Raw genomic sequence first — 23,808 nt, 5'->3', positions numbered from 1 at the left:
CGTCCGAGGAGACAACGATGTCAAATCTGTCTGAAGTGCGCCCCCATCCCGATCCCCGGAACGCCGAGGTGCCGCGCCCCGAGTACCCTCGCCCCAGCTTCGTCCGGGATGACTGGCTCACTCTCAACGGCACTTGGCAGTTCGCTTTCGACCCGGGTGACAGCGGGCTCGAACGCGGCCTGGTCCACGCAGAGTTGCCCGAGCGGATCACGGTCCCCTTCTGCCCGGAGTCGGAGCTGTCGGGCATCGGGGAGACCGACTTCCACCAGGCCGTCTGGTACCGCCGCACAGTCCGGATCCCCGAGAGCTGGCGGGGCCGACGTCCGGTCCTGCGCTTCGGGGCCGTCGACCACGACGCCACGGTGTGGGTCAACGGACGTGAAGTGGCCCGCCACAGCGGCGGGTTCACCTCCTTCAGTGCTGACCTCGGCGGGGTGGTGGGCGCGGGCGACGAGGCGGTCGTCGTCGTGCGCGCCAGAGACTCCCGTCAGGGCCCGCAGGCCCGTGGCAAGCAGTCCGACCAGTACGCCAACTACAGCTGTCACTACACGCGCACGACCGGCATCTGGCAGTCGGTGTGGCTTGAGCCGGTGGCCGACACGCATCTGGGGCGGCCCCGCATCACCCCGGACCTCGCCGCCGGCTGTTTCCACCTCGAACTCCCTCTGTCCGGCAGCCGCGCGGGCCATCGCATCCGGGCACGTCTCACCGACGAGCAGGGCACCGTGGTCGAGGCCTCGGTCGCGGCGCACCTCGATCTCGCTCCGCGCCTGGTGCTGTCTCTCCCGGAGGAGCGGCGCAGGACCTGGTCGCCCGAGGATCCGCACCTGTACGAGATCCAGCTCGACGTGGTGAGTGACTCCGGCACCGTGGTCGACAGTGCCCGCTGCACCGCGGGGCTGCGCTCGGTCACCATCGAGGGCAAGCGGGTCCTGCTGAACGGCAAGCCGGTCTTCCAGCGTCTCGTCCTCGACCAGGGCTGGTACCCGGACGGTCTGATGACGGCGCCCGATGACGCGGCGCTGGTCCGTGACATCGAGCTGTCGCTGGCCGCCGGGTTCAACGGGGCCCGCCTGCACCAGAAGGTCTTCGAGGAGCGCTTCCTCCACCACGCGGACCGTCTGGGCTACCTGGTGTGGGGCGAGTTCGGCGACTGGGGCGCGAGCAGTGGCCCGCTGAGCGGCGACAACCAGCAGCAGACCGCCGGCTTCGCCGCCCAGTGGCTGGAGGCGGTCGAGCGGGACTACTCGCACCCCTCGATCATCGGCTGGTGCCCGCTCAACGAGACGCGTCAGCAGCTCCACGACCGGCACACCACGCTGGACGACGCGACCCGTGCGATGTTCCTCGCCACCAAGGCCGCCGACACCTCACGTCCGGTGCTCGACGCCTCCGGCTACTCCCACCGCGTCGCCGAGACGGACGTCTACGACTCGCACTGCTACGAGCAGGACCCCGAAGCCTTCCGGGAACTGATGGCGGGGCTCGACAAGAACGCGCCGTTCATCAATCCGCAGGATGAGCCGGGCGACAGCGAATGGTCGGTGCCGTACCGCGGACAGCCTTATTTCTGCAGCGAGTTCGGCGGCATCTGGTGGAACCCGGAGGAGGCCGCGGCAGCGGGTGGCGAGGACCGGGACGCCTCGTGGGGATACGGTCAGCGGCCCCGGGACGAGGAGGAGTTCCATCAGCGCTTCGCCGGTCTGACCGGGGTGCTCCTGGACGACCCGGACATGTTCGGCTACTGCTACACCCAGCTCACCGACGTGTTCCAGGAGCAGAACGGCGTCTACCGCTTCGACCGCTCCGTCAAGCTCGACGTCGAGCGGGTCCGTGCGGCTCAACTGCGCTCGGCCGCCATCGAGTCGGACGACGAGGGGGCGGCGTGATGGCCGTCTCCCGCAGGAGCCTGCTGAGCGGCGCCCTGTTCGGGGCCGCCGCGGCCGCGACAGTCCCGGCCCTGAGCGCGTGCAGCTCGATCGCCGCCGCGAGCACCGGCACCATCCAGTACTGGAACCCTTTCACCGGCGGCGACGGCGGCCTGATGAAGCAGATGGTCGCCACCGTCGAGGGCAGGGCTCCCGGCCTGAAGGTGACCACGACGGTGCTGGACTGGGGCCAGTCGTACTACACCAAGCTGGCGATGGCCTCGGCCGGCGGCCGCGCGCCCGACGTCGCGATCATGCACGTGTCGCGGTTCGCCGGGTATGCGCCGGGCGGGCTGCTCGACCCCTGGGACATGGATCTGTTCCGGGAGTTCGGGGTGAGCCTGGACCAGATCAACCCGGTCACGGCCAAGCGCGGCCGGTACGACGGCGGCCAGTACGCGCTGCCGCTCGACACCCACCCCTTCGTCGTCTTCTACGACAAGGAGGTGATGGACAAGGCGGGTCTGGTCGACAGCGACGGCAAGCTCCTTCCCTTCGGAGGCCCGGAGGGCTGTCTGGAGGCGGCGAAGAAGCTGCGTTCCGTCAACAAAGGCGGCCTCGGGCCGGTGTACGGCCATGTCAACGACGCCGCCCAGAACTGGCGGATGTTCTGGTCCCTGTACCAGCAGACGGGCGCCGAGTTCGACCTGTCCGGCAAGAAGACTCGCCTCGACAAGGACACGGCCGTCGAGGTCATCACCTTCATGCAGAAGCTGGTCGCACCCCAGTGCCGGACCATGGACCCGGCCACGTCGGTGGGCGCCTTCGCCTCCCGCAAGGCTCCGCTGATCTTCACCGGCGAGTGGGACTCCGCCGCGTTCAGCAAGATCAAGGGCATCGAGCTGGGCGCCGCCCCGTTCCCCCAGATCTACGACAGCCCCGCGGGCTGGGCCGATGCCCACATGTTCGTACTGCCGCACCAGGACAATCCCGACAAGGAGCGGCGGCGCACCACGCACCGTCTGGTCGCCGAACTGTTCAAGGCCAGCTTCACCTGGGCCCAGGCCGGGCACATTCCCGGCTACCTGCCGATCGTCGAGTCGCAGAAGTACCGGCATCTGGAGCCGCAGGTCGAGTACGCGGCCGCCGCGAAGACTCCGGCGCTCGACCCGCCCGCCTGGTTCATGGGAGCCGGCGCGGACTCGCAGGTCCAGATGTGCCAGGCGATGCAGACCGCCCTTGTGGGCGCCAACTCCGCGTCCGTCGCCGTCGACAAGATGGTCAAGGCTCTCGACTTCTACCTGAGCAAGCCCAACCCGGCTTGAGCCGCACGAGAGGAATCGTTGTCATGAGTACATGGCAGGCTCGCGGCGGCCGCACCGCCCGTCGCTCGCTCGGCGGCCGCGCATCGGGGCCGCTGTTCATCGCCCCGTTCTTGGTGGTATTCGCGCTCTTCCTGGTGGTCCCGCTCGTCTGGGGTCTGTGGATGAGCTTCACCAACTCCAGCCTCACCGGCCGGGGCGACTCCACATTCGTGGGGTTCGGCAACTACGCCGAGGCCCTCACCGACTCGAAGATGTGGGAGACGATCGGCCACACCGTGCTCTTCACGGCCATGTCCACCGTCCCCCTCGTCGTCTTCGCCCTGGTCATGGCGCTCCTCGTGCACGCCGGGCTGCCCGGCCAGTGGCTGTGGCGGCTCGCCTTCTTCGCTCCGTACCTCCTCACCAGCGCCGTTATCTGGCAGGTCGGGCTCCTGCTGTTCCAGACGGACTCCGGCATGCTCAACACCTTCCTCAACGCGATCGGCCTGGACGGCGTGGGCTGGCTCGTCGAGGAGCGCTACGCGATGTGGTCGGTGGTCCTGATCACCGTCTGGTGGACCGTCGGCTTCAACTTCCTGCTGTACCTGGCCGCCCTGCAGTCCGTGCCCGACCAGCTCTACGAAGCCGCCGCGATCGACGGTGCCGGTGCCTGGCGTCGCCTCTGGTCCATCACCATCCCCCAGCTCCACCGAACGACCGCGCTGATCACGGTGTTGCAGGTGCTGGCCTCGCTCAAGGTGTTCGACCAGATCTTCCTGCTCACCAAGGGCGGTCCGGACGGATCCACCCGGCCGGTCCTCGAGTACATCTTCGACACCGGATTCACCGGCTACCGGCTCGGCTACGCCGCCGCCATGTCGTACATCTTCTTCGCCCTGCTGCTGATCCTCTCCATCGGGCAGCTCAAGTTCTTCTCGCGCAAGGAGGCGTGACGATGACTGCCGACACCCTGAACCGCCCGACGGTCCGGCCGGCCGGCGGGGCCGAGGAGCGGATGCGCGTTCGGCGACGCAGTACCAAGCCACAGCAGGTGGTCGGTTCGGGGATCGGGGCCAAGGTGGGCGCCGGGGTCGCGCTGATCCTGATGGCCGTGATGTGGCTGGCGCCCATCGCCTGGGCGCTGGTGACCTCGTTCAAGACGGAACCCGACGCGACCTCCGTCGGCGACGGCTGGATACCGGAGCACGGCTTCACGACCGCCGCCTACGGCAAGATCTTCAGCCACGGGACGATCCCCACGTGGGCGCTGAACAGCTTCTTCGTGGCGGCGATGGTCACGGTGCTGACTGTCGCGGTGTCCGCGCTCGCCGCGTACGGGTTCTCGCGCACGCTCTTCAGGGGCCGGCGGCTGCTGTTCGCCGCGACGATCGCGTCGATCATGGTGCCGCCGCAGATCCTGATCGTTCCACTGTTCCGCGAGATGCTCTCGCTGAACCTCGTGGACACCTACGCCGGCATGATCCTGCCGCAGGTCGTGGCGCCGCCGATGGTGTACATCCTCAAGAGGTTCTTCGACGCCATCCCGCGTGAGCTGGAGGAGGCGGCCCGGCTCGACGGTGCGAGCAACGCCCGGGTGTTCCTCAGCGTCGTCCTGCCGCTGTCCCGGCCGATCCTGTCAGCTGTGGCGATCTTCGTCTTCATCGGCGCCTGGAACAACTTCCTGTGGCCGTTCATCAGCACCAGCGACCAGTCCCTGATGACGTTGCCCGTAGGCCTGGCGACGGTCAAGGACTCCTACGGACTGCAGTACGCGCAGCTGGCCGCCTCTGGGCTGCTCGCTTCCGTGCCGCTCATCCTGGTCTTCATGATCTTCCAGCGTCAGATGGTGAAGTCCGTGGCCACGACGGGGCTCGGCGGTCAGTAGGCGCCGCGTCACGCGAACCGCCCGGTGGGACCGGCAGCCTTGCCGGTCCCACCGGGCGGTTCCCTGTCCCCGGCTCTCAGCCGATCGCCCGGCGCAGCCGGTTCGCGATGTCCGCGCTCTCCTCCGCGGTGGATGCGAGCACCCCGTTCTCTGTCATCAGGGCGTGGTACTGCTGCCGCTCGTAGGGCACCCCCTGCGGCAACCCCGCGATGTGCCAGTGCAGGTGGCTGTTGCCCTGCGCGCTGCCCAGCGACAGCAGGTACGTCCGCTCCGGCGCGAAGACTTTTTCCACCGCCAGCGCCACCTTGCGCACCACGAGCATCAGCCTGCTGTACGCCGCCTCGTCCAGGTCCCGCACGACGTGCTCGATGTGCGCCTTCGGTGCGACCAGCACCTTGCCCGGCAGGGTCGGGTACCTGTCCAGGTAGGCCACGTGCGCGTCGTCCTCGTAGACCGTCTCGTGCCGGTAGTCCGGTTCTCCCGCGAGGAAGGCGCAGATGTAGCAGGGCCCGGTACGCGTCCGGGCGACGTACGCGTCGAGATCCATGACCTCCCGTTCCACCCGGCTCACCGTTCCCCGGGAAGCCGCGCGGTGATGGCCTGCTCCAGCTCCGTCATCGTGCGGCCGAAGGCGGTTCGCAGGTCCACGTCGTAACGGTGCGCCAGAATCAGCACGGACCACAGGCAGTCGGCCAGTTCGTGCTCGAGTGCCTGCCGCCCGCCGGGCATCTCACGGGCGCCCTCCTCGGCCATCACCAGTTTGGCGAGGTCTCCGACGTCGCCCATGAAGCCGAGCATGAACTCCTCCCGGGTCCACACCCGCCCTCGTTCCCGCAGATTCAGCTCGTCGTACAGGTCGTGGATCCGTCGTGCTCGCTGCTGCAGCAGCAGCTCGTCGAGCTCGGCCACAGACACTTCCTCTCATCGGGGTTTAGTGCCGCATCAGGCAACGTTCGCCCTGTCGATGGCTACTCTGATGACGTGGCTGATGAGAAGGACAGTGGGAGCGGCTCGATCCGACGCCCCTCGTGGGACCACCCGGTAGTGGCCACCGTCGTGCTGGAACTGGGCGGCCTCGCTTTCTCTGGGTTGGTCGCTCTGGTGGGGTGGCCGTTCGGGTGGCTGCCCGACACGGGTTTCGTCCTCATCGTGACGGGCCTGATCGCGATCGGCCCTGCGGCTGAGTTGTACAGCGGGGCGGCCCCGCCGCGTCGGCTTGCCGTTGTTGCCGCTCTCCTTGCGCTGGCAACGGTGAGACTGCTCGTGGCTGCAGCAGTGAACTGGGCCTTTCCTGCGCTGGCTGATCCGGGCGTCGGTATCCTCGTCGGCTACCTTGTTGCGTTGCCCATCGGTGTGGCTGTGTTGGCTTGGTTCCTCACCAGGGCGAACGTTGCCTGATGCGGCGCTAGTGACGATGCGTGGCGTCCGCGTGGCGGGGGTCCGCGGGGTGTTCGTAGCCGGGCATCAGGGTCACCGATTCGGCGTGGCGGCGTTCCAGCCACAGGGTGAAGTGGCGGTCGGCGGCTGCCTGGTGGAGTTCGTGCTCGACAGCAGGACGCTCCGCTTCGTAAGGGCCGGGGTGCAGGTCACGGTTGCGGGCGTAGTAGTCGCGGACCGCGGGCTCCGGTACGGCGACGTCGGCGGTGACCCGGGCGCGTACCGCGGGTGCCACCGGCAGCGAGGCCAGGACCGCCGCCGTCACTCCGCCCATCCGCAAGGCGTCGACCAGGCGCAACCCGTCCCTGGTGAAGGGTGGTCGAGACGGCAGGTTCAGCGCCGCCGCCTCCGCTTCGACGACCGCCTCGTACGTCATGACCTGGACCACCCAGCGGCGCAGGTTGCGCGCGTCCGCTGTTCCGGGGCGAGGCAGACGTGGCGCCAGGGGGCCGCGCCGCAGTGCCGCCACGCGGGCCTCCACCTCGGCTTCTGTGAGGGTACGGTCACCGACGACGGCCGCGGCGTGAGTGTGCGTCACGGGGCGACCTCGATCTCGACCGCCTCGGTGTAGTGCAGCCATCCGGCGGCCGCGAGCTTGACGACGGCCCACCAGCGCCCCGGCCGGGTCCCGGCGGGGACGGACACCGGGAAACGCAGGGTGTGCTCACCCCGCGCCGGGATCTCCGTGCCCGTGTTCCAGTGCGGGAACAGGTCGAACGTCTGCCAGGGGCTGATGAGCTGGGCCTGGACGTGGACGGGGGTACGGGCGTCCGACGTGACATGTACGTCGAGCGTCCCCGCTTCTCCTGGTGCCAGTCGTAGCGCCGTCGTCCGCAGGGTCGCCGCCGGCTCGGCCGCGGGCGCCTCGCCGATCAGGACGCGGGTCACGTCCTCGAAGGTCTGCCCGCCGTACGTCGTGCGCGCCCGCAGCCAGTACGTTCCCGGTTCCGCCGACGGGGCCGGCGTGACGCGCAGGTCGCGGGCCAGGTGGCCGCCCGGTTCGAGGTCGTACGGCACCGCGGTCGTGTCCGCCGACCAGCCCTGCGGGAGCAGCAGCTGGACCTCTCCGGCGGTGGACGCTTGCGTGAGGCTGGACGCCACGGTGAGGGTGATGTCGCCCGCGCCGTGCAGCACCGGCGGGTGCAGGTGGACGGCCACGGGCAGGTTCCCGGTGGGGGCCGGGCCGGTGTTGTGCAGCCAGTAGCGGGTGAACACCGGCTGGTCGGGCTCGTGGCCGGGCTCCACTGCGCCGTGCGCCCGTGGGAGTCGGGCGACGACCGTGGCGATGTCCATGCCGCCGAGGTCGACGGTGAGCCCGGCGAGCGGGGTCTGGGGGTGCTCCAGCAGGGTGGCGCGGTGGGCCGAGGTGAGGGGGAGGTCTGTGGCCAGAGCGGCCTGGACCGGGCGGCCGGTCGCCTCGTACAGGCGCAGCGTCAATCCCGTGACGGGCGAGGGAAGTTCACCCTCCGCCAGGGGGTTCCCCGTGGGCTTGAGCGCGCTGAGGACGACCTGGCCCGCCGGTTCCACCGCGAGGAACGACCGCGTCTGCGGCCGGCCTGCGCCTTCGCCGCGTACCGCGCGCAGCGGGTGATTGACGTCGTGGGCGCGCGGGACCAGGCTCTGCGCGCGCCAGTCACCCGGTCCGGCCATGAGCGTGTAGTCGAAGGAGTGGGTCCAGTGCTGCTGCTGGAACGTGGAGCCGTCCGGGTGCGTGCGCCGCGGCGGATCGATCCATACGCCGGACGGCCAGCCGGTGCAGGAGCGCATCAGCGACAGGTGCAGGGCGCCGCCGGAGTCCACCGCGAAGCCGGGGACACCCTGGTTGACGAGGGCGACCGTGTAGTCGTCGAGCGGCGGTTCGGTGAGCGGGCCGCCGTGCGTGACCTCGATCGTCGCGTCGTCCAGGTCCGCGACCAGGTCGTCCACCGCGCCCTCACCGGCCACGACGAGCACCGGCAGCGCGTGTGCGGCGCGCAGGTCGGCGCCCGGCACCCACACCTTCTCCAGCGGACTCTCGGCCGGCACCCACAGACGGGCCCGGCCGGTCGCCGCGAACTGCGCGGCGAACGCGTCGGCGTACTCTCCCGTCAACACCTCGGCGGTGAAGGGGTTTTCGTCCGGGCCCCCGAGCGCGATGCGTACGTCGGGGAGGTTGGAGTCCACGGCGAGGTCGCCGTAGCGGGCGCCGGGCGCGGCCGAGCAGGTGCTGGTCACGCCCGCCTTCACCAGGGCGACGGCGAGGTCCTTGGCGCCGGCGCCGTCGGGCGTGACGATCTCGGCGATGCCGAGAGCGCGGTCCCCGTCGGGAAGCCGGACGCGTGCGGTGGACGACAGGGCGAACCAGTTGTTCGCCGGGTTGTCGAGGGTCCAGGGGTGCTCCGCGGAGTCCACGTCGATCAGACCGAAACCGCGCCCGATGACGGCGTTCGCGACCTCGCTGACCGGCAGCGCGCCGGGCACCCGCACCGGCCAGCGCAGCCGCAGCAGCCGGTCGGCCCCGTCGAACGCGTCGATGTGCGTGACGCCGTCGAGACGGTCGACGCCGTGCCAGAGAGTGAGGGTCTGGGTGTACCGCACCGGGCCGACCGTGCCGGTCACCGTGATCCGCTCGCCGAGGGCGCTCGTCTCGGTCCGCACGGATGTGGCCGGCGCGGACGCCGAGCCGGTCACGGCCCCGTTCGGTACGAGGTGCCAGGGGCCCTCGTGGTAGCGGGGGTGCGCCGGGTACTCCTCGTAGACCAGGAGTTCGTTGCCGACGCGGCCGGCCTGGAGCAGTTCGCGGCCCTCGACGGTCAGCCGGGAGACGCAGCCGCCGCGTCCGGGGTCCACTTCGAGGACGTGCGTGGAGTTCGCGATGCGGGTCGTGCCGTCGGGCGACGGCGCCCAGCGCGATGCCGTACGGGAGGGAAGGGGGCGGAAGGTGCGGTAGCCCAGCGGCGGGACGTCGGCGGCGAGGAAGACCACGTCGGCTTCGGCGAGCGAGCCGTCAGGGTGGTGGAGCGCGTGCTCCAGGACGAGTGGCGTGCCGTCCGCCAACTCCCAGCCGCTGAAGCCGGGTTCGGGATGAGCGAGGCGGATGCGGACCAGGTCGGTGCGCGGCCACGCCGACGGGTTGAAGACGGTCACCGTGTCCTCGGCGGCGGGGCCCAGGCGGCGCAGCGAGACATCCAGGACGTCGCGCCCGGTGTCGTAGGCCTCCCGCCAGCTGGTGAGCAGGTCGAGGTAGACCTGGTCGGACTCGGAGCCGGTGATCGCGTCATGGTGGGCGCCGTACGCGAGCTGCCGCCACGCCTTGTCGATGCGGGCGTGCGGGTAGTCCGCGCCTGTCTCCACGGAGGCGAGGGTGGCGAACGTCTCGGCCTCCGTGAGCAGCGACTCGGCCGCGCGCTGCGCTTGCTTGGTGTCGATGAACGACACGTCCTTGCCGGTGTAGACCGGGTTCATGTCTCTGGTCTGCGGCGAGGGTTCGGTCAGCTCGCCGCGCACGGCCGCGAAGAACTCGCTCGGCAGGGCACACTTCAGGCGCGGCCAGGTGTAGCGGGTGGCGAAGTCCCGGTGGATCTCGGTGACCCACCGGTTGGGCGGGGTGTAGTCGGTGCCGACCGGGAGGAGCACGTTGCGGGTCGCGGCGACGTTCTTCATCAGGCGGTACAGCTCCAGGACCGCGTCCTCCGCCTCGGCGAGGCTGGTGGCGGAGTCCATCCACCAGCCGGCGCTGTAGTGCGCCGGCATGTAGTGGGTGAGGACGCCGCGGCCGCTGGGCGAGAGCCATTCGAATTCGGCGGGGAACTGCATCGTCGAGGGGTCGCCCCAGCCGTCCTGCTCCCGGTCGCGGTCGGTGAGCATCGGGCCCCACTGGTGGTGCGGGCCGCGTGCCCACGACGACGAGGTGAGCCCGGCATCGGCGGCGAGGCCGGGGAACTGCGGGTCATGCCCGAACACGTCCAACTGCCAGGCTGTCTGAGGGTCGCCGCCCATGACGCCGCGCTGGAAGCCGATGCCGTACACGAGGTTACGGACGGTGGACTCGGCGGAGGTGAGGTTCGTGTTGGGCTCGTTGTAGGTGCCGCCCATCAATTCGACGCGGCCCTCGCGCAGGAGGCGGCGCAGATAGGCGCGGTCGCCGGGGTGCGCGTCCCAGTACGGCTTGAGGTAGTCGACCTCGGCCAGCACGAACCGGTAGTCGGGGTCACGGCGCGCGGTCCGCAGGTGCAGCCGCATCAGCTCGAAGCCGGTGTACTGCCAGTCGATCCGGAACTGCTGCGCCGTGTCGCCCGCGTCGTCCCAGGTGGTGGTGTACGCGGCCTGCGTGTTCCACCACACCGGGTCGTAGTGGAAGTGCGGCACCATCCACACCGTCCAGCCCGGCTCCGCCACCGTCAGTTCGGCGTGCGCCACCTGATCGCCGGCGGTCACCGTCAGGGGGACGACGGTGCCGGGCGCGGCCTCGCAGCGCACCCCGATCTCCACGGGCTTGCCCGACTGGCCTGCCGCGCCCATGCCGTGGGCGCCGGGGCCGCTGACGACGACCGGGACGGGCTCGCTGAGCTCGACCCGGACGACCTGCAGGGGTTGGTCAGCGGGACCGACGAACAGGTCGGTCGGCTCGACACCGATGATGCGCACCGTGCTATCCCTTCACCGATCCGGCCATGTTGAACGAGCCGGAGAGGTACTTGTTGACGAGGACGTAGAGCAGGACGGCCGGGGTCGTGTAGATGACGGAGAAGGCCGCCAGCTGCCCGTACGCCACCTGGCCGTACTGAGAGAAGAACGAGTAGATGGTGACCGCGGCCGGCTGCTTCTCCGGGGTGTCGAGCAGGACGAACGGGACGAAGAAGTTGCCCCACTGGCCGACGAACACGAAGATCGCGACGACGGCGACGCCCGGCGCCATCAAAGGTGCCACCACGCGGCGCAGTGATTGGACCCAGCCCGCGCCGTCCACCCAGGCGGCCTCCTCCAGGCTGACCGGCACGCCGTCCATGAAGTTCTTCATCATCCAGATGGCGAACGGCAGCGCGCTGGCCGTCAGGAACAGCACCATCGCCGCTACGGAGCCGTACAGCTGGAAGCGGAAGAACATCGCGTAGACCGGAACCATGATCGCGGTCAGCGGCAGGCCCGTGGAGAACAGGAGCGTGAGCATGAAGTGCCGTTTGTAGCGCAGCCGGTAGCGGGAGAGCGGGTAGGCGGCGAGTCCGGAGACGACGACCGTGAGCAGGGCCGTGGAGCCGGAGATGACCACGGAGTTGAGTAGCGGCCCGTACACCGTGTCCCAGTTCAGGACAGCCCGGAAGTTGGCGAGCGAGAAGGAGAAGGACAGTTCGGCGGCCGGGGAGGAGCCGGGCTGCACGGAGGAGAGCAGCACCCACACGAACGGGCCGAGGAAGCAGAGCGTGATCAACACGATCACGGCGTGCGACGCGGTGCGCGCGCCCCAGCGGGTCATCAGTCCTCCACCTTGATCAGTCGCAGGTACACCAGCGACAGCAATGCGCCGAACAGGAGCATCACCAGGGCGATGGCGCTGCCGTACCCGACCTCGAAGTACTTGAACGCCTGCTCGTACATGTACAGCGGCGTGGTCTGGCTCTCCTCGCCCGGGCCGCCGCCGGTCAGGGCGTAGATCAGGCCGAAGCTCGCGAGGGTCTGCAGCGTGGTCAGCATCAGATTGGAGAGCACGGAGCGCTGGATCAGCGGCAGGGTGACACTGAAGAAGGTGCGGCCGGTGGAGGCGCCGTCGACCTTCGCTGCCTCCAGCACGTCACGAGGCACCTCGGACAGGGCCGCTGAGTAGACGAGCATGGAGAACGCGGTGCCGCGCCAGGTGTTGGCGAGGATCACGGCGAGCATCGGTGCGGAGACCAGCCACTCCTGGTGCACGCCGAGCATCGAGTTGAGCGTGCCCTTCTCGTCGAGGAACGAGAACCAGCAGGCGGCGGCGACGACTTCGGGGACGACCCAGGCCGCGATGACGACACCGTTCACCACGCCTCTGACGACCCGGTTCTTGCCGCGGAGCACCAAGGCGATCAGGAGGCCGAGCACATTCTGGCCGAGGACGGCCGAGAACAGGACGAAGACCAGGGTGCGCATCAGCGAGCCGGTGAACGCGTCGTCGTCGAAGAGCCTGGTGAAGTTGTCCAGGCCGACGAAGTGCGAGTTCACGGAGGCCGACCCGGTGAGGGTCTCATTGGTGAAGGCGATCCAGACGCTCCACAGGATGGGCCCCAGGAGGAAGACCGCGATGAGGACCAGGGCGGGTGCGAGCGGCAGGAGCCAACGCAGCGAGCGGCGGCCCGGCGACGGTGGCGGCGTCTTCACCGGGGTGCGCCTCGCCGGGACGGAGGTGGTCATCGTCATGAGGTGGAGACAACGTTGTCTACACCGACGATCCGGCTCACTTCCTGGGCGTATCGCTTCGCCGCGTCCGCCGGGGAACTGCTTCCGGTGGTGACCGCCTCCATCGCCTCCTGGATCTGCGCGGAGACCTTCGGGTACTGCTCGTAGGCGGGCCGGTAGTGGGTGACCTTCGCGAGACCGGTCCAGAACGCGATCGAGGGGTCGCTCTTGAGGTAGGTCGGGTCGGACGCCACGTCCTTGCGGACGGCGAGGTCGCCGGAGCCCTCGGAGTACATGGCGGCGTTCTTCTTGTTCAGCGCCACCGTGATGAAGTCGAAGCCCTTTTGCTTGAGCTTGCTGTACGAGCTGACCGCCATGACCCAGCCTCCCGACATGCTGACGGCGCCCGGTGCCTCGCCGCCCTGCGTGGGCATCGGGACCCAGCCCATCCTTTCGGTCCACTCCGGCCACGGGTGCGGTCCCGCCGGCTTCCAGGAGCCGGAGATCCAGCCGCCGTCCAGGCTGATGCCGAGCTTGCCGTCGGGGAACCACTCGAACAGCGCCTTGTCGGCGAGCTTGGCGTTGAGGGCGTCGGCCTTCTTGGGGCCGAGGTCTTCGCGGTAGATCGTGTCGATGAACTTCAGGGAGTCGGTGACTCCCTTGCTCCGTGCCACCCACTTGCCGCGGTCGAAGAGGGTGCCGCCGGGAGTGCCGTACAGGAGCATCTCGAATCCCTGCATGGTGGCGCCCTCGCCGTGGATCTTCGCGGAGTACATGCAGAACGGGGTGACGCCGCGCACCTTGCGTTTGATGGTGCGGGCCGCGTCGAGGATGTCGTCCCAGGTCTTGGGGGCCCAGTTCTCGGGCAGTCCGGCGGACTTGAAGACGTCCTTGTTGTACCAGAGGCCGCGGTTGTCGGTGGAGATCGGGACGCCGTACGTCTTGCCGTCCAGGCCACGGGCCGCCTGGCGCAGCGATTCGGGGAACTGCTCCTGCCAGTCGGGCCACTTGGCGAGGTAGGAGTCCAGTGGGGCCAGTTTCTTGGCGGCCACGTCGGCGTTGACCTGGAAGGTGTCGTGGAAGTAGACGTCGGGGGCGGAGCCGGGGGAGCGGTTCAGGAGGGCGAGCTTGGTGTAGTAGTCCTCGCTGCTGCCCTGGACCGGTGTCAGCTTGACGGTGACGCCCTTGTGCGCGGCCTCGTACTCCTTCTTGGCCTCCTTCAGCATCTTCTCCAGGTGCGGCCAGGTCTTCTCCACGCGGTAGAGGACCTCGAGCTCACCTGGCTTGCGGCCGGACCCGCTGCCGCAGCCCGAGACGGCGGCGGTGGTCGCGGCGGCGAGGGAGGCGGCAAGAAGGGTGCGTCTGTTCAACTCATGCTCCTGGTGACCGAGTTACAACGATGGAAAGCCAAGTGCCGCGCAAAGTAGATCAGTTGACGCAAGGCCGTCAATGCCTGGGACGTAATTGCCGGTCGGAGGTCGCGAAGTTGGTCCACCGCGGCAGGAATCTGCGCCTACCCATGGACAACATGCCGTCGAGGGGCTTACTTTCGCCGACTGTTTACAACGATGTCAGGCTTTCGAGGAGCAGTGATCGTCGATGGTGTCACGAAGAAATCTCCTGCAGGCGGGCGGCGCGTTCCTGGCCGCCGGGAGCCTCGGGGTCAGCCTGCCCCAGCAGGCCGGAGCCGCCGAGCGCAGCGCGGCGGCCCGCCTCCTGCCGACCTTCGGCCGGGCCACCAGGCTCGACGTCGCCGACCTCAGCAAGCTGAACGGCAACGACCAACTACTGCTGACGACCCTTCAGGGTGTCGTCAACCGGCGCGACCCACGGCTCTACTTCAACTTCGACAGCGGTGAGGTCGACCTGCGCTGGCTCGCCGGCACCGGCGCGAAGGCCACCCACCACGCCGATGCCCTCGCCCTGGTCGACCGCTACCGCGACGAGGTGCGCGGCGCCGTCATCATCGACCCCGACGTACCCGATTCGGTCAACGTCGCCACCACGCTCGCCGGCCTCCACGGCGCCGTCGCCGCCACCGCCGAACAGGCGAAGACCCACGGTCTGAAGACCGTCACCGACCTGCGTGGCCGCTTCGACGCGGACGACGTCCTGGCCACCTACCGCTGGCAGCTCGACCACCTCTTCCCGCACTGCAGCCACGCCCTGCTGGCAGGCCTCCCGCCGAGCCGGACCGTCAACGTGACCGGGGTCAAGTGGCGCGAGGTCGCACGAGAGACCGAGCGGATCCGCGACACCTCCAACCGCAAGGTCCGCACGCTCGACCTCAGCCCGGAACTCGGCGGCGACAACGATGTCTACCTTCGGTTCCAGGACTCCTTCGGCGACGACGGCTGGGGCGCGTCGGTCGCCTCGGTCACCGTGAAGGCCGACGGCAAGGACATCGCCTCGTTCACGCCGGGCACCGACGCCGAGAAGCCCTACCTGTTCGACGGCCTCAACTCCTCCCTCGGGGACAAGTCGAACCGGTTCAGCGACGGCGGCGGCTACTTCGTCTACCGACTCACCGTGCCCGCCGGCGCCAAGGAACTGACGGTCGACGTCGACATGTGGAACCAGTACCTGGTCACCGCCACCACCACCGCGCCCACCCGCGTCGAGCCCTTCCCGTACTTCCGGGACTACGTGGTGGCGAGCAACGCCATGGTGCTGTGGCTGCCACCCTCGGGCGACACCGGCAAACTGCTGGACGAGACGTTCGCCAAGCTCGAGCCGACCACCCCGTACACCGGCTGGTTCTCCAACGACGTGGCCGGCGAGTGGGGCGGCGTCGACCGCGCCTCGCAGCACGGCATCCCGGTCGTGCCCGCCGACTTCTACATGAACGGGACCGTGCACGCCGGCACCCCGGCGAAGATCTCCGACCGCGTACGGCCCCGTCCGAAGGCCGAGCTCCACAACCGCGTCTACGTGACGCTGACGGTCGGCGAGGGCGACAACGTCCAGTACTGCCAGCGCCGGATGCGGGACATCTGGGACGACCCCAAGCGCGGCACCGTGCCCGTCAACTGGACGGTGAGCCCCCTGCTCGCCGACATCGGACCAGCGCTCCTCGCGTACTACCAGAGGACCGCGACCGCCAACGACCTGCTCATCTCCGGCCCGTCCGGGGCGGGTTACACCTACCCCGGGTCCTGGCCCGAAGAGGCTCTGGACGCGTACACGGCGCTCAGCGGCCGCTTCCTGCGCCGCACCGGCATGGATCTGGCCTACGCCTACAACCCCCGCAACACCGCGGGCGACGGCTGGGTCCCCTTCGACGAGCGGGTCATGACGTCCTACCGCAAGAACACATCGGTGCGCGGCGTCATCCAGTCCTGGGAAACCGGCGACCTGCAGGTACGGCCCGCCGGGATCCCGGTGATCGGCAACTTCTACCCGCAAGGCAAGGGCGAGGAGTTCCGCGACGCGCTGCTCCGGCACATCGAGGGGCGGGACACGTCGAAGCCGATGTTCATCGCCGCCGCGATCAACGCCTGGGACTGGACCCCGAGCGATATCGCGGATCTCGCCGCACTCCTGAAGGACCCGTTCGAAGTCGTCCGCGGTGACGCGTTCTTCTCACTGATGGACCGCGCCGCCATGTGAGGGCTGCTCTCACATCGCCCGTCCTTCTCATGGCGCCGCCCCGCGCAGCACTCGGGCGTGGGGCGGCGTGGGACGGCGTGGGGCGGTGCAGTGGCGTATAGCCATAGGTCAGTTGATTCCGGAGGCCAGTTCGCGGCTGCGATCTCACGCGGCCTCCAGGACGGCGATGAGGCAACGCGGACTCCGTCTGCGAGTCGCCCTGGCCACGGAACCCCCCCGTTGGGCAGGAAACTGCCCGGCTCATCGGGGTCCGGCAAGTCTTCGTGGCCAACGGTCCCCCGCTTAGCGAGCCCTGCCCGAGTCGGCCGGTTAAGGGTGTGCGGCCTCCGGTGTGCCGTGGTGAGGGCGACCGGACGGGATCGGCAGTCACGCCGCATGCCCGACCGGGGAGCCGGGCTGCCCGGCGCGCGGCAGGCGAGCCCTTGAGCAAGTGAGGGCTGTTACGACCGATCTACGGCTCTTGGTCGGTCTTCGGCTCGAAGCGGCGGGCGTGTGCCGCGGCGCGCAGCAGCGATTGGGCAACTCGCTCGGCGCTATCGGCTGACAGGTAGATCTCCTGGGTGAACAGCACCGCCAGCCGAACTGTGCCGTCGTTGGCGTTGGTTGCGACGTCGACCTGCACCCCGTTGCCGGTGACGTCGTAGACCTCCAGGTCCAGATCACTTCTGAACGCGCTCATGTTCTGAGCATGGCATGCCGGAGGTGTGGGCGTTGAGGAATTACTGCGCGGTGTGGGTTCCTCGTTGGCTGTGATCCGGTAGGTGATTTCGGTGCGGTCTGCTGCGATGCGGAGTTCTTCGAGGAGCAGGGCCTGGTCGCCGGTGCCGCAGGTGACGCGGGCAGCGTGCAGGACCGGTGTCGCGTCGGGCAGGCGCTGCGCGGTGGGCTCGCTGGGCAAAAGCATGCGGGCCCGTACGGTCTCGCACCGCCACGGCTCGTGCCCGGCGTCGAGGCTCAGCGCACCGGGAAGCCGAAGGAGTAGCCCTGTTCCTTGAGTTGGGGGAGAACACGGCGCAGAGCCTCGACGGTCTGGGTGCGGTCGCCGCCCGCGTCGTGGAAGAGGAGGGTCGGTCCGTTGGGCAGCTCCTGCTCGACGGTGGCGACGATGGTGTCCGTACCCGGCCGCTCGAAGTCCTTGCTGTCCACGTTCCAGCCCAGCGGGCGCATGCCCCGGGAAGCGGCGAGCTTGCGGCTGTAGGGGGTGAAGGCTCCGCCGGGTGCCCGGTAGTACATCGGGCGTACGCCCCCGGAGGCCTTGGTGATCATGCGCTCGGCGTCGAGAATCTGCTGCGACTGGTAGGCCTCGGACTTTTTGTCCATGGCGGTGTCGTGCGACACCGAGTGGTCGCACAACCGGTGCCCGGCCGCGACGACCTTCTTCACGAGGTCCGGGTGCGCCTGGGCCTGTGGGCCCACCATGCAGAACGTGGCCTTCACCTTGTACTGACGCAGCACGTCGAGCACTTGAGGGGTCCATTCGGGGTCGGGGCCGTCGTCGATGGTGATGTTGATGCCGCGAGTCCCCGCGTCCGAGGCGTGTGCGATGGTCACCGCGGTCGGTCTCACGTCACTGACCGGTGTGGCCGGGGCTGTCGCCTCCGATGATGAGCCGTCCGCGGTACCGGCCTGCGCGGTCCACACCGAGGCACCGGTGGCGAGCAACGTCACCCCGAGCGCGGCGCCGAGCACTTTGCTGTTCCAGCCCCGCCTGTTTCTCCGCCGCGCCATGTCCGTCCCCTTCACGCAGTGCCACACCGGTCCCGATCACCTTGCGATCACTGGGCAGGACGAGAGGCAGGGACCCACGGATGCGTCCGTTACCGATCACGGACAAGTCCGGGAAGGTTCGCGGACAACTCCTGCGACCGGGGCAAAACAGGAAGCCACGAAACCGGCGGTGTCGTTGTGCTGGTTGTGTTGTGTTGCTTAGGGGGAGCCGGGCTCAACAGGCCTTTCGCGGGGCACAATTGAGTGTGCCGCTCTCTGATGCGTGGAAGGGCACGGTCATGCCGCAGCCCACGCGCTGCCTGCGCTCGACGGCAACTGGAAGGTCGCGTATGTCGAACTGACGACGGTGACGGGGGGGGGATCCCCTTGTTGCCGTTCTTCCGCCCGCCCGGCGTCAGCAGTGGCCGCACGTAGTCACGCATCCGCCACCGCGGATCCGCCCGCCCGAGCCGTCCCGAGATTCTTCGCGATCTGGACGCCCCCGGCTGGGCACCTTCGCGTGCGTCCCTCTGTATCCCGCCGCATTCCGGCATGGCCACCAAGGAACGTCCTTTCGAATCAACCAGCCGAAGGAGCCCCGACCGCCGATCGCTGGCCATCAGGACTCTTCCGGAGCGCGGCGCTTCCAACAGGGCCTTGTGCGCCTACAACCACCTTCTCCTCAAGGCTGGTTGTGCGGGTTGTGTGATGCTGCGTTCCTCGCCATGGCCGGGGTGCTGCAATGTTGATGAATTTCTGAGGGCGCAGGGAGGCGGAGGCTTGGCGGTGGACGGCGGGTCTCCCGAGCTGCTTCGATTTGAGGTGCTCGGGCCGTTGCGGGCCTGGCGGGGCGGGACGCCGCTCGAGCTGGGTTCGATCAAGCGGCAGGCCGTACTGGCCGCGCTGCTGCTGCGCCAAGGGGCCGTGGTGAGTCATGAGCGGCTGCTCGATGCGGTGTGGGGATCGGAGCCGCCCGCGGGCGGTCGCAAGGTGCTGCCCACGCACATCAACTCGCTGCGCAGGGCGCTCGACCCGGAAGGCACCCCGCCCGCCGAGTCGGTGATCCGCAGTGGAAAGGGCTGGTACCGCTTCGTCGTCGAGGGTGTCCGGCTCGACACGGCAGATCTGGACGAGCGGGGTGAGGAGGCACTGCGTACCGTCGCGTCGGGCGAGCCGGCCGACGCGGCCGAGCAGTTGTCCGCGGCCGTCGAGTTGTTCCGGGGTGAGCCGCTGGCCAACCTGCCGGGGCCCTTCGCCCACGAGGAACGGCGGCGGTGGGAGGAGCGGTGGCGGACACTGCGACTGGAGTGGCTCAAGTGCCTGCTTGTGCTGGCCCGATTCGGAGAAGCACTCGACAACCTCGGCAGGCTGGCGTCCGCGTCCGACGGCTACGACGAGTCACTGGCGACCGTGCGCATGCGGGCCCTGTACGGCTGCGGACGTCAGGCGGAAGCGCTCAGGGTCTACGAGGACATGCGCGTACGACTGCGTGACGAGCTCGGAGCCGATCCCGGTGAGGAACTGCGCCGGGTACACGATGCGGTGCTGCACCAGGACGGCGCCTTCCTCCTGCGCCCGTCCCCGTCGGTGTCCTCCGCGCCGCGCGAGAGCGCCGTGCCCGCCGAACTCCCGCACGACACACCGGGTTTCGCCGGACGCACCGGCGAACTCGAACGACTCCACTCTCTGCTTGCGCCCGCACGGGTGCAAGGGACGGCGAACACCGTGGTCATCTCCGCCATCGGCGGCGCCGCCGGCATCGGCAAGACCGCACTGGCCGTCCACTGGGCACACCAGGTCCGCGACCGCTTCCCGGACGGCCAGCTCTACGTCAACCTGCACGGCTTCGACCACGACCGGCAGCCCCTCGAACCCAGCGAGGCCCTCGAACTGCTGCTGCGCAGCCTCGGACTCGCGGCGTCGGAGATCCCCCCGCACCACGAGGCCCAGGGGCGCGTGTTCCGGACTCTGCTGGCCGACCGGCGCATGCTCGTGCTGCTGGACAACGCGGCCTCCGCCGATCAGGTACGTTCGCTGCTTCCGTCCAGCCCGACCTGCTGCGTCGTCGTCACCAGCCGCAACCGGCTCGGCGACCTCGTCGCCCACGACGGCGCCCACGCCCTGCCACTGGACCTCCTGCAGCCGGACGAGGCCCGCGCCCTGTTGAGCCGGACCCTCGGCACGGAACGGGTCGACGACGACGTGCACGCGGTCGACGAACTGATCCGGCTCTGCGGCAGCCTGCCTCTGGCCCTGCGCGTGGCCGCCGCCAGGCTCGCGGGCGATCCGGCCCTGCGAACGGCCGACCTCGTCGCCGAGATGACCGAGGGCAACAAGCTGGAGGCACTGGCGCCGGACGGTGATGCCAACTCCCCTCTGCGTAAAGCCTTTTCGGTGTCGTACCGGGTTCTGGCATCCGGCGCACGCCAGCTGTTCCGCCTGCTCGGCCTGTTCCCGGGAGCCGAGTTCACCACCGAGGTCGCGGCGGCGCTCCTGGATGCGCCGGTGCCGCAGGCCCGGCGTCTGATCGGTGCGCTGGTCTCGGCCCATCTGATCGAACCCGCGACGGCGGGGCGTTACCGGTTCCACGATCTCCTTCGTGAGTACGCACAGGAGTGTGCGTTGGCGAAGGAGGCCGCCCCGGACCGTGAAGCCGCCCTCGAACGGCTGCTGGTCTGGTACCTGAACGTCACCCGCACCACGGCGGGGGCCGGGCTCTTTCCGGAGCTGCCCAGCAGCCTCCGTGCCGGCAGGCACCCGGGCATGCCGTCAGCCATCGCACCCGGACTATGGCTGGATGCAGAACGGGCAAATCTGCTCGCCGTCATCAACCATGCCGCACACCACGGCCCCCGCCCCCTCGCCTGGCACCTGACCTCCGCGCTGTTCAACCACTTCTGGGTCCATCTGCCACGCAAGACATGGCAGACCACGGCGCAGACGGTACTGGACGCGGCCGTGACCGACAGTGACCTGTTCGGCCAGGCAGCGACACACTCCAGCCTTGCAGCGGCGCGGTGGGACCGGGGGCATGTCCGACAGGCGATGGAGCACGCCACACGCGCACTGGACATCAGCCGGGAGCTTGGTTGGGCAACGGGCGAGGCCGCTGGCCTCGGCCTGAGAGGCATGGCGTATTGGAGCATGGCGCGACTCGAGAGTGCGCACGACGATTTCACTGCCGGGCTGCGCATCTTCCGTGAGACCGGGAATCGCTACGTTGAAGGATTCGGGGTGGTCGGCCTCGGTATGGCCTGTCGGGATCTGGGCCGGCTGCACGAGGCCGCCGATCACCTCGAACGTGCCGTCGGCCTCGAGGCGGAGGTCAGCTGGTGGGACGCCGGCTCGGCCCTGCAGGTCCTGGGTGGGGTGTACTGGGAACTCGGCCGTCTCACCGACGGACTCGACCTCCTCGGCCCGGAGGTGGCCTCCGGCAAGCGGGCCGGTTACCGCGACGGCCACGCGATGATGCTCGACGCCATCGCGAAGATCAATGTCGAACTCGGCCGCCACAACGAAGGGCTGGAGCAGGCCGAGCGAGCGTTCGCGCTGGTCGAGGACACGAAGCGATACTGGGTTCAGTCCGGCATCCTCATCACGGTTGCAGCAGCCCGCAGGCGACTGGCACAGCTGGACCAGGCTGTTCAGGCCGGCGAGCAGGCTCTCGCCCTGGCCCGCGAGGCGCGATTCAGACGGGCCGCAGCGGACAGCCACATGTGCCTCTCTGTCACGTACAGGGCAGCGGGCCGGTACGACAAGGCCCGTACCCATGCCGAACAGGCGCTGGTCCTGGCCCGTGACCACTCGTTCCGCGTGGTGGAGGGCCAGGCCCTGACAGCCCTGTGCGAGACCGCGGAGGCCGAGGAAGCACACGGCGCAGCCGTCGAACTCGGCCACAAGGCCCTCGCCGTACACCGCCAGACCGGCCACAGACTCGGCGAGGCCCGCACCCTCAGTGCCCTCGCCCTCGCCCACCGGAACACCGACGGTGCTGCCGCTGAACTGATGAGGAAGCAGGCGTGGGACATCTTCTCGGACGTCGGCGTGCCCGCGAAGGAGTACAAGGATGTCGACCGGTGACGTTTGGTGGCGGTGATCGGGAAGGCTTCGCGGCCCTGATTCCCTACAGCGTGGACAGTGCGAGCCGCACCCGCACCCCACCCCTGGTCCGTGGCCTTGGGCTGGTGCTTTACCCGGGAGCGGCTCACGTCGCTCCTCGGTTCACAGAGAAGCCTTCCTCACGTGATCTTCCCCCCGCGCGCCGACATAGACTCGATCTCGCCCGAACGCGTCAGCTTGTCGGCTAGCAGGGAGAATCGATCTCGTGGCCAACGCACTGCAGGTATTGGTGAAGAACCGGCTGGAGCAGCAGGGCTGGTCCTACGGCGACGTGGCCCGGCGTGGCGGCATCCCGCGTTCCACCGTTCACCACCTGGCGACCGTCGCGAACGTGGCCCGTATGCCGCAGCAAGCCACCCTCGAGGGCCTGGCCCGAGGACTGGAACTGCCCCTGGACGCGGTACGCAGAGCCGCCGCCGAAGCCTGCGGTATCCACCTCTACTTCGAGGACCCTGCCGACACCGCGTCCGACCCGGAGATCGCCACTCTCATCGCCAGCGTCCAGCGCCTGTCCGACGCCGACCGCCGCCACGTCACCGCACTCGTCGAGTCCCTCCTGCGCAGCACCCCCGACCCCGACGCCCCGACAGACTCCGGCTCCGCCTCCGGCGACTGATGAGGGTGTCGGGCTGTTCACCGCCCGTCACCGAGGATCCGCAGCCATCTGATCACCGCGGCCACCGTCGGGTAGTCGAGTTCGGAGATCCGGGCGAGGGCGTGGAGGTCGGGCGTCCGTACCGTGATGCAGGCCGAGTCCAGGGCACAGTGCAGCATCACCTGGTGCGCCTGAGTGGCCGGCAGGTCGCCCCCCATGTGCATCTGGGGGCGCAGCAGCGCGGAGATGGGCAGCGGGGGCGTGGGGTGTTCCAGGGGCATGTCCCGGTTCCTCTCAAGAAGGGCTGCCGTCGCCGGTGCGCCCCTGGATACCGGCCCGGCGCATGAGGAGTTCCACCGTCCCGTGGCTGACGGTGATCCCGTAGGTCCGGGTGAGTTCGCTGTGGATGCGCCGGTATCCGTGGGTGGCGCCGGAGGCGGCGTGGATGGTGGTGATGAGTTCGGTGAGCAAGGTGTGACGGATCGACCGGGCGGAGGGGTGGCGGGCGCGCCAGGTGAAGTAGCCGGACTCGGTCACCCCGAGCGCCCGGGTGGCGGTGCGCACGGGCAGCCCTTCGCCGGCCATCACGTGTACTGCTTCGAATCGTCTTTTGGGGGCACCACATCGCGCAGCAGTTCGGTCGCGCGCCGGAGGGCGGCGAGCTCGGACTCCAGTTCGGTGATGCGCCGGCGTGCGGCCCTGAGGTCCATCCCCGTGGAGGGCTTGGGCCCTCCTTTGCTGAGGTGCGGGAGGTGCCGGCGCCGCCACTGGTAGATCGTCTGGTCGTTGAGGCCCAGAGCGACGGCGACTTTCTTCACGGGCTCGCCGTCGGCGAGCAGGTCCAGGGCCTTGCGGCGCAGTTCGGGCGGGTATCGCATGGGTCGCATGGGCGTCGTCCCTGGGGAGATCAGCCCCCGGGCCCGGAGGAGCAGTTCCGGG

The 23,808-nt window shown here is 69.2% G+C and carries 20 protein-coding genes and 1 pseudogene; 8 read left to right on the top strand and 13 right to left on the bottom strand.

Annotation, left to right across the window (positions count from 1 at the left end; genetic code table 11):
* Positions 1–17 precede the first annotated feature (17 nt).
* The 4 genes from OHO83_RS09975 to OHO83_RS09960 are packed head-to-tail and all read left to right on the top strand — an operon-like array spanning position 18 to position 5,057.
* Positions 18–1,889, top strand: a complete 1,872-nt coding sequence (locus OHO83_RS09975; protein ID WP_330279243.1) for a glycoside hydrolase family 2 protein — start codon at positions 18–20, stop codon at positions 1,887–1,889.
* Entirely contained in the window at positions 1,889–3,193 is a 1,305-nt protein-coding gene (locus tag OHO83_RS09970; RefSeq protein ID WP_330279242.1) for an extracellular solute-binding protein, read from the top strand. The genes OHO83_RS09975 and OHO83_RS09970 overlap by 1 nt, the downstream gene beginning before the upstream one ends.
* 23 nt (positions 3,194–3,216) lie before the next feature.
* Positions 3,217–4,125, top strand: a complete 909-nt coding sequence (locus tag OHO83_RS09965) for a carbohydrate ABC transporter permease (RefSeq protein ID WP_266675932.1) — start codon at positions 3,217–3,219, stop codon at positions 4,123–4,125.
* A 2-nt stretch (positions 4,126–4,127) separates the two neighbouring features.
* Positions 4,128–5,057 (top strand): carbohydrate ABC transporter permease, encoded by a 930-nt coding sequence (locus OHO83_RS09960; RefSeq protein ID WP_405634558.1) that lies wholly within the window; start codon positions 4,128–4,130, stop codon positions 5,055–5,057.
* Between the two features lie 76 nt (positions 5,058–5,133).
* Here OHO83_RS09960 and OHO83_RS09955 read toward each other — a convergent pair whose 3' ends face one another.
* Complete coding sequence (locus OHO83_RS09955) at positions 5,134–5,619, bottom strand: HIT family protein (RefSeq protein WP_330279241.1); 486 nt, start codon at positions 5,617–5,619, stop codon at positions 5,134–5,136.
* 5 nt (positions 5,620–5,624) lie between these two features.
* Entirely contained in the window at positions 5,625–5,966 is a 342-nt protein-coding gene (locus OHO83_RS09950) for a MazG nucleotide pyrophosphohydrolase domain-containing protein (protein WP_330279240.1), read from the bottom strand.
* Positions 5,967–6,038: 72 nt separating this feature from the next.
* Here OHO83_RS09950 and OHO83_RS09945 point away from each other — a divergent pair, with 72 nt between their 5' ends.
* Positions 6,039–6,455 (top strand): hypothetical protein, encoded by a 417-nt coding sequence (locus tag OHO83_RS09945; RefSeq protein ID WP_330279239.1) that lies wholly within the window; start codon positions 6,039–6,041, stop codon positions 6,453–6,455.
* A gap of 7 nt (positions 6,456–6,462) precedes the next feature.
* Here the strand turns inward: OHO83_RS09945 and OHO83_RS09940 are convergent, their stop codons facing one another.
* Genes OHO83_RS09940 through OHO83_RS09920 form a run of 5 tightly spaced genes read right to left on the bottom strand, consistent with a single transcriptional unit; the run spans position 6,463 to position 14,209 of the window.
* Positions 6,463–7,032 carry a DUF7158 domain-containing protein gene (locus tag OHO83_RS09940; RefSeq protein ID WP_330279238.1) on the bottom strand — a complete coding sequence of 190 codons (570 nt, stop codon included), beginning with the start codon at positions 7,030–7,032 and terminating at the stop codon, positions 6,463–6,465.
* The gene (locus OHO83_RS09935) at positions 7,029–11,120 is read right to left on the bottom strand and encodes an NEW3 domain-containing protein (protein WP_330279237.1); all 4,092 of its coding nucleotides are present in this window, start codon (positions 11,118–11,120) and stop codon (positions 7,029–7,031) included. The genes OHO83_RS09940 and OHO83_RS09935 overlap by 4 nt, the downstream gene beginning before the upstream one ends.
* A gap of 4 nt (positions 11,121–11,124) precedes the next feature.
* A complete protein-coding gene (locus tag OHO83_RS09930) occupies positions 11,125–11,946 on the bottom strand; it encodes a carbohydrate ABC transporter permease (protein WP_266675944.1) in 822 nt (273 codons plus the stop codon).
* Entirely contained in the window at positions 11,946–12,854 is a 909-nt protein-coding gene (locus tag OHO83_RS09925; protein ID WP_389567260.1) for a carbohydrate ABC transporter permease, read from the bottom strand. Before OHO83_RS09925 ends, OHO83_RS09930 begins: the two co-directional genes overlap by 1 nt.
* Positions 12,855–12,856: 2 nt before the next feature.
* Complete coding sequence (locus OHO83_RS09920) at positions 12,857–14,209, bottom strand: extracellular solute-binding protein (protein WP_330279236.1); 1,353 nt, start codon at positions 14,207–14,209, stop codon at positions 12,857–12,859.
* Between the two features lie 229 nt (positions 14,210–14,438).
* Between OHO83_RS09920 and OHO83_RS09915 the strand changes: the two genes are divergently transcribed.
* On the top strand, positions 14,439–16,448 hold the full coding sequence (locus OHO83_RS09915; protein ID WP_330279235.1) for a GxGYxYP domain-containing protein: 2,010 nt from the start codon (positions 14,439–14,441) through the stop codon (positions 16,446–16,448).
* 451 nt (positions 16,449–16,899) lie between these two features.
* Here the strand turns inward: OHO83_RS09915 and OHO83_RS09910 are convergent, their stop codons facing one another.
* The 3 genes and pseudogenes from OHO83_RS09910 to OHO83_RS46980 all read right to left on the bottom strand — a co-directional run.
* Complete coding sequence (locus OHO83_RS09910) at positions 16,900–17,352, bottom strand: hypothetical protein (RefSeq protein WP_330279234.1); 453 nt, start codon at positions 17,350–17,352, stop codon at positions 16,900–16,902.
* 50 nt (positions 17,353–17,402) lie between these two features.
* Complete coding sequence (locus OHO83_RS09905; RefSeq protein WP_330279233.1) at positions 17,403–18,176, bottom strand: polysaccharide deacetylase family protein; 774 nt, start codon at positions 18,174–18,176, stop codon at positions 17,403–17,405.
* A gap of 371 nt (positions 18,177–18,547) precedes the next feature.
* Positions 18,548–18,691, bottom strand: a pseudogene (locus OHO83_RS46980) (IS701 family transposase); the annotation flags it as partial.
* A gap of 250 nt (positions 18,692–18,941) precedes the next feature.
* Here OHO83_RS46980 and OHO83_RS09900 point away from each other — a divergent pair.
* Positions 18,942–22,235 carry an AfsR/SARP family transcriptional regulator gene (locus OHO83_RS09900; protein WP_330279232.1) on the top strand — a complete coding sequence of 1,098 codons (3,294 nt, stop codon included), beginning with the start codon at positions 18,942–18,944 and terminating at the stop codon, positions 22,233–22,235.
* Positions 22,236–22,479: 244 nt separating this feature from the next.
* Positions 22,480–22,890: a helix-turn-helix domain-containing protein gene (locus OHO83_RS09895; protein WP_266675960.1), complete on the top strand. Its 411-nt coding sequence runs from the start codon at positions 22,480–22,482 to the stop codon at positions 22,888–22,890.
* Between the two features lie 17 nt (positions 22,891–22,907).
* Here OHO83_RS09895 and OHO83_RS09890 read toward each other — a convergent pair whose 3' ends face one another.
* From OHO83_RS09890 to OHO83_RS09880, 3 genes are read right to left on the bottom strand one after another with little or no spacing between them, the layout of a single operon-like run.
* Positions 22,908–23,150 carry a hypothetical protein gene (locus OHO83_RS09890; RefSeq protein ID WP_266675962.1) on the bottom strand — a complete coding sequence of 81 codons (243 nt, stop codon included), beginning with the start codon at positions 23,148–23,150 and terminating at the stop codon, positions 22,908–22,910.
* 13 nt (positions 23,151–23,163) lie between these two features.
* Positions 23,164–23,454, bottom strand: a complete 291-nt coding sequence (locus tag OHO83_RS09885) for an IS3 family transposase (RefSeq protein WP_266675964.1) — start codon at positions 23,452–23,454, stop codon at positions 23,164–23,166.
* On the bottom strand, positions 23,454–23,756 hold the full coding sequence (locus tag OHO83_RS09880; RefSeq protein ID WP_266675966.1) for a transposase: 303 nt from the start codon (positions 23,754–23,756) through the stop codon (positions 23,454–23,456). The genes OHO83_RS09885 and OHO83_RS09880 overlap by 1 nt, the downstream gene beginning before the upstream one ends.
* Positions 23,757–23,808: the final 52 nt, after the last annotated feature.

Origin of the sequence: Streptomyces sp. NBC_00569, assembly GCF_036345255.1 — a bacterium.
Classification (GTDB): Bacteria; Actinomycetota; Actinomycetes; order Streptomycetales; family Streptomycetaceae; genus Streptomyces.
This window is presented reverse-complemented; position numbering and strand designations above follow the sequence as displayed.

Excerpts from the sequence above, each read along its gene's own strand:
- OHO83_RS09960 (WP_405634558.1), top strand. The coding sequence starts at position 4,128 with ATGACTGCCGACACCCTGAACCGCCCGACGGTCCGGCCGGCCGGCGGG.
- OHO83_RS09880 (WP_266675966.1), bottom strand. The coding sequence starts at position 23,756 with ATGCGACCCATGCGATACCCGCCCGAACTGCGCCGCAAGGCCCTGGAC.
- OHO83_RS09930 (WP_266675944.1), bottom strand. The coding sequence starts at position 11,946 with ATGACCCGCTGGGGCGCGCGCACCGCGTCGCACGCCGTGATCGTGTTG.
- OHO83_RS09885 (WP_266675964.1), bottom strand. The coding sequence starts at position 23,454 with ATGGCCGGCGAAGGGCTGCCCGTGCGCACCGCCACCCGGGCGCTCGGG.
- OHO83_RS09905 (WP_330279233.1), bottom strand. The coding sequence starts at position 18,176 with ATGGCGCGGCGGAGAAACAGGCGGGGCTGGAACAGCAAAGTGCTCGGC.
- OHO83_RS09910 (WP_330279234.1), bottom strand. The coding sequence starts at position 17,352 with ATGCTTTTGCCCAGCGAGCCCACCGCGCAGCGCCTGCCCGACGCGACA.
- OHO83_RS09975 (WP_330279243.1), top strand. The coding sequence starts at position 18 with ATGTCAAATCTGTCTGAAGTGCGCCCCCATCCCGATCCCCGGAACGCC.
- OHO83_RS09970 (WP_330279242.1), top strand. The coding sequence starts at position 1,889 with ATGGCCGTCTCCCGCAGGAGCCTGCTGAGCGGCGCCCTGTTCGGGGCC.
- OHO83_RS09965 (WP_266675932.1), top strand. The coding sequence starts at position 3,217 with ATGAGTACATGGCAGGCTCGCGGCGGCCGCACCGCCCGTCGCTCGCTC.
- OHO83_RS09890 (WP_266675962.1), bottom strand. The coding sequence starts at position 23,150 with ATGCCCCTGGAACACCCCACGCCCCCGCTGCCCATCTCCGCGCTGCTG.
- OHO83_RS09915 (WP_330279235.1), top strand. The coding sequence starts at position 14,439 with ATGGTGTCACGAAGAAATCTCCTGCAGGCGGGCGGCGCGTTCCTGGCC.
- OHO83_RS09925 (WP_389567260.1), bottom strand. The coding sequence starts at position 12,854 with ATGACCACCTCCGTCCCGGCGAGGCGCACCCCGGTGAAGACGCCGCCA.